The following is a 5,071-nucleotide window of genomic DNA, read 5'->3' as shown; positions in this document are numbered from 1 at the left end:
ATTGATTCAACAATCGCTAATAATTTTTGCTTACCGCAACTTATTGAGCGGATACGATAATATTATATATGAGAACAAACGTACTAATTTTAGAGGAACCCTGATTAATATTGCAATTCGGTGTGATGAATCTTGCTACTGCCTAGCAACTGAAGCTCATCAACTTAAGAAGCGGTTATTTTAAAGAGGGAGATAGAGGAATGGCATACAAAATTTTTAATCTCGTCGGGAAATACGCCATCAGCGCTGAGAGTGGACAGAAGGTATATGACCAGATTCATCCAGTTCTACTTTCTGGCAACCCTGTAGAATTGGATTTTATAGGAGTTCAGGTCTTTGCATCTCCCTTTTTCAACTTGGCGATCGGTCATCTCTTAAAGGATATTCCAGCAGATAACCTGAATCGACTGGTTGAGTTCACCGCTATAAGTTCTGAGGGGTGGAATGTTCTTGAGCGTGTGATTACCAATGCGAAGCATTACTATTCTGATGAGCAATTTCGTAATGCGGTTGATGCAGCGATCGCAGAGCAGGCTGCAACTTTTTAAAGCATGGTTGCTCATATCATTGAGAGAACTGAATATAAGATTTATATCCAGTCTCATAGGTATTTGCCACTTAAGGAATATCGTCATAATTACCCAAATGAACGGATAAACGTTGTTGCTGAAGTTCAGTCCGCTTGGAGTCAGGTTAAGGCGCTTGCTGTTCCTGTTGATCTGACAGTAGATGACGCAACAACTGATGCAGCACTAAACAGATTCCAAACACAAGCTGTTGATGGTTATGATTTACTACTTCTCGAAGCTATTAGCAGAGCAGGAGCAGGTAAAATTAAAATTATAGCAACGGACAGGGAGCTTAGGACAGCAATAAAATCACAAAATACGCTCTTGAAGGCGCGTTTCCCGCGAACTGTCCTAACGGCTTTGGCGACTGCTATATCACACATGACATGGATTATGCTGTTGTTCCAGATATTCAGGTATTTACGAGTAACAACAACGTCATCCAAGCAGCTAATATACAAAAAAAATTCTTGGCTAGCAGATAGTTCATACTAAGCTAGGTTAAAAGCGATCGCCTTTCCTATAACCTCTTTAATTAATAGCGTAATTCGTGGAAATCAAAAGTAGCGATCTGACAATTAAGCAGTTAACGCACTTGGTTGGCGGGAGTTTAACTCCGCGCATGGTGCGACATTACCATCAATTGGGACTACTACCGCAACCCGTGCGATCGCCTAGCAATTACCGTCTCTACAACCAAAAAGATGTCCTTCGCTTGCAACGGATTGTCGCACTCAAGCAGCAAGGCTTTCAGCTAAACCATATCCGTCAGATTTTGGAGGTGGAACCAGAAGCCGACACAAATCTTAACCTCATGGGACAACTTCAGCAGCAATATCGAGCGGTGATGCAACAAATTTCTCAACTGCGGCAAACGGCATCAGCATTAGAAGGATTATTGGGGCGCGATCGCCATTGTCAAATTATCCAAGCGGAAGTTTTGGCACAACTCAAGTTACTCGATGTGGAAACCCAAGCCGGATTGGGGGGATTGGAAAATCTCTGGAGTGGCTTGGATGCCGAAATTCATACCCACTCGGAAGCTTTTACAGAATCGCTACAACGCTTACTACCTGATTTATCTAACCGTTCAGAAATTGAACAACACTTAATTTCTCAGTTGGTTTTGGCTTGTGGCGATGTCAGTTTGGTGTCCTTTATTAAATTGAGTCGAGATGCGATCGCTGCTAGTCGAGAAGCCCTATCTTCAAGCTGTCAGATTGTTGTCGATACTCAAACGGTTGCAGCTGCTTTGGATCAAACCCGATTATCCCACTTGGGATGCCACATTGAAACCTTAATTGATAATCCCCATATTACCACCGCCACAGAAGCAGAACTTGCCTTTTGGCAACATCGAGAATGGCGATCAAAATTGCAGCAAGTAAGTCAGGGTTGTGTGCTGGTAGTTGGTTATGCTCCCTCAGTACTTCTGGAAGTTTGTGAGGCAGTCGCCAACCAGAAAATTCAGCCAGCATTAGTAATTGGAATGCCCATTGGCTTTAGCCATGCTCCCGCAGCCAAGCGACAAGTGATCCAACAAGGGATACCTTTTATTACAGTTGAAGGGACTTTGGGAGGTGGCGCTTTAGCTGCAACTGCCCTAAATGCGTTGGTGGAGTCACTGATTGATAAGCCAGATTGTCATTGTTATCTCAAAGATGTATAGCAGTCTGCTTTGATTTTTGAAATTATTTCCGTAGACAGGGAGTAGGCTTGCCCTGTAGCGTAGCCGAATGGGAGTGGGCTTGCCGTGAGCGTAGCCAAATGGGAAGAAGCCTTTTCGGGGTGTACTGATTTTTTTCAGAAATCAAATACGAGTCCTATAGAACCCTTGTAGAGAGGTAGCACTGTTACGTCTGTGAAAATAATATTGTTAAATAATATTGAATTTGGTACACTTTACCAGTTTTAGTAATTCAATAATTCATAATTGTGGCCATAAGCCACTAACTTGGTATAAGTTGCAATCTAAATTAGAAAAATTTATAGTAAACAGACTTTGGCAATTTAGAGTATAAATTATCATGCTATATAAGTTACTAAGTATAAATAAATACAAGTGCGTTGAAATAATTAGAAGTAAAGATAACTCAGATGTATAATTAGCGCGTCTCCTCCATAATCTTTAAAAAGATTGGGATTTAGGATTGGTAGGCTTTCTATTTTTTACTTTAATAAAGGGCATATGTGGCAACAAGAAAAAAAAGATACTTCGATAATCAGGCTGGTATTATGGATTGCCTTAGCTACGACACCGATGGCAGCAACTCTGGTGGTATCTGCACCGATGCTGGCAAAATCTAAACCGGAAGCTCCCTCTTTTGCACTGCCGCAAACAGTGCAGAATGGTACGACAGTGCGGATTGACGGTTCAAATAGCTTGGCTGCAATCAACCAAAGGCTGAAAGAAAGTTTTGAAAAACAGTTTTCCGGCACAAAGGTTGAAATTGCTGCTAACGGCACTAGTACGGCACTGAAAAATTTGCTAGATGGCAAAATTGACATAGCAGCAATCGGGCGTGGGTTGACACCAGCAGAAAAAGCCCAAGGACTAGAGCAAGTGCGCTTGCGCCGTGAGAAGATTGCGATCGTGGTTGGTGCAGATAATCCTTTCAAACAAAGCTTAACCAGTAAGCAATTCGCCCGGATTTTCCGGGGACAAATTACAAATTGGTCACAACTGGGAGGACCTCCAGGGAAGATTCGGCTAATTGATCACCCTAATACGAGTGATACTCGTGATACTTTTCGTGCTTATCCAGCCTTCAAGACTGCTGAGTTTGCTACAGGCTCTAATGCTACCCAACTAAGTGAGGATAATACCGCCGAAATTATTAAACAACTGGGCAAAGACGGCATCAGTTATGTGTTAGCTAATCAGGTGTCGAAGTTGAAAGGTGTGCGAGTTCTGCAACTACATCAAACCTTGCCAAATGATCCTAAATATCCTTTCTCGCAACCTTTAGTTTACGTTTACAAAAAAAATCCCAGCTTAGGCATAGTAGATTTTCTCGGCTTTACCCTTGCACCCTCAGGACAGCAAGCTATAGAACAAGCTAGAACTACTGACGCAGAGGCAATCGCAGCCAGCGTATCACAACCTGCTGCTACACCTTCCCCCAGTGCCCAGACGACACCGACTGCTACAGCTTCCCCTAGCGCCCAGAAGACACCTGCATTTGCCGAACAGCCCTTTGTGGCTGCTCCTGTAGAAAAGAGTCCAATTGTAGACAAGCAAACACCATTATGGTTGCTGCTACCTTTCTTTTTTATTAGTCTAGGTGGAGGGTTACTATGGTGGGTTCTAGGAAAACGCCCATTGCCCACTGAGAAGACAGACAACTTACCAGAATCAAATCCCCGTCCACCTAGCAGAGAAGATGAAGAAACGCCGGTGTTCAATGCCAGCACAGCGGCCTCGCTCAACGGAGCGATACCTGAGGAGCAGCCAGTGCCACAGTTCCAAGAGCAAGAAACCCGCGATCGCACTCCTTTCAACATCTATGCTCAAACAGAATCTGACCTGACCCAGAACGCTACTCAGGGCACATCAAATTTAGTACAAGAGGTAACTAATGGCAGTTCTAACCTCAGTGAAGGCACAACCTCATCTGTAGGTAATGGATCAGAAAATCACAATTTGGGAGCCGCAGCTTTAACTGGTGGTGCGGCTCTAGCAACGGGTATCGGGGCAAGTACCTGGTCTGCCTTTAGCAACAAAGAAACAGAAACAGATGCGATTGATCAGACAGGAGAGATAAGTAATTATACGGATATGAACCCTCCGGAGTCTGATCAAGTTGCATGGGACATAGAAGCCCCAGCAGCTGTAGTAAATACTTCATATCCTCACCGGGCTAATATTCCAGAAGAAGCGTTTGATGTGGAACTGCCATCATCTGAGGTGACAGATTCACTCCCGGAATTACCAGATGTGCCAGAAGTAACATCCGATTTTGGATACTGGGACACAGAAGTTAGTGAAGATCAGATAGATGAGCAACTTCAGGCAGAGTTCAACTGGCTAGATAGTATTATCTCAACTGAAGATGAAGATACAGCCTTAGTAGATGAATTGCCTTTAACAGCTGATGTGGAACCGTCAGAGGCAGAAACAGCTTCACTACTCGAAACAGCTTCACTACTCGATTTGCCAGAAGATGAATTGAATGTGGTGGCGGACGAGGCCGAACCTAGTGTGAATTTGCTAGAGGAAAAATCTCAAGCAGAGCCGACTGTTGGGGAAGGTAACTCCACAGATCTAGTTGCTGCGGCTTTAGCAGCAGGCGCAGGCATTGGAGCCTGGGCTACCACTTTGGCATCAGATGCCCAAGGAGAAACTGATACTACGGTTGAGAATGTGCCGATTGCAGCCGAAACAGCTATAAATTTGGTAGATGCCCAAGAAGAGAGCAGTATTCTGCTGACACCGCATACTTATACATCGGCTGATGTCTCTTGGGAGATTTCCGAAACCAAGAAAGCAGCGCTGCACCAAC

General features: G+C 44.0%; 5 protein-coding genes. All 5 read left to right on the top strand.

The features are described from left to right. A partial coding sequence (locus HWQ38_RS26610) for a hypothetical protein (protein WP_292799649.1) occupies positions 1–184 on the top strand: 184 nt, incomplete at its 5' end. Positions 185–200: 16 nt separating this feature from the next. Continuing rightward, entirely contained in the window at positions 201–548 is a 348-nt protein-coding gene (locus tag HWQ38_RS26605) for an STAS-like domain-containing protein (protein ID WP_292799646.1), read from the top strand. Positions 549–551: 3 nt separating this feature from the next. After that, positions 552–1,064: a hypothetical protein gene (locus HWQ38_RS26600; protein WP_292799643.1), complete on the top strand. Its 513-nt coding sequence runs from the start codon at positions 552–554 to the stop codon at positions 1,062–1,064. A 61-nt stretch (positions 1,065–1,125) separates the two neighbouring features. Next, positions 1,126–2,238, top strand: coding sequence for a precorrin-8X methylmutase (locus tag HWQ38_RS26595; RefSeq protein WP_292799655.1), 1,113 nt, complete (start codon positions 1,126–1,128; stop codon positions 2,236–2,238). 519 nt (positions 2,239–2,757) lie between these two features. Then, positions 2,758–5,071 (top strand): substrate-binding domain-containing protein (locus HWQ38_RS26590; protein WP_292799640.1); only part of this gene is annotated, 2,314 nt, incomplete at its 3' end.

It is taken from the genome of Nostoc sp. NMS7 (genome assembly GCF_017115085.1).
Lineage (GTDB): Bacteria > Cyanobacteriota > Cyanobacteriia > Cyanobacteriales > Nostocaceae > Nostoc.
Note: the sequence above shows the minus strand (reverse complement) of the source record. Positions and strands in the feature narration are given on the sequence as shown.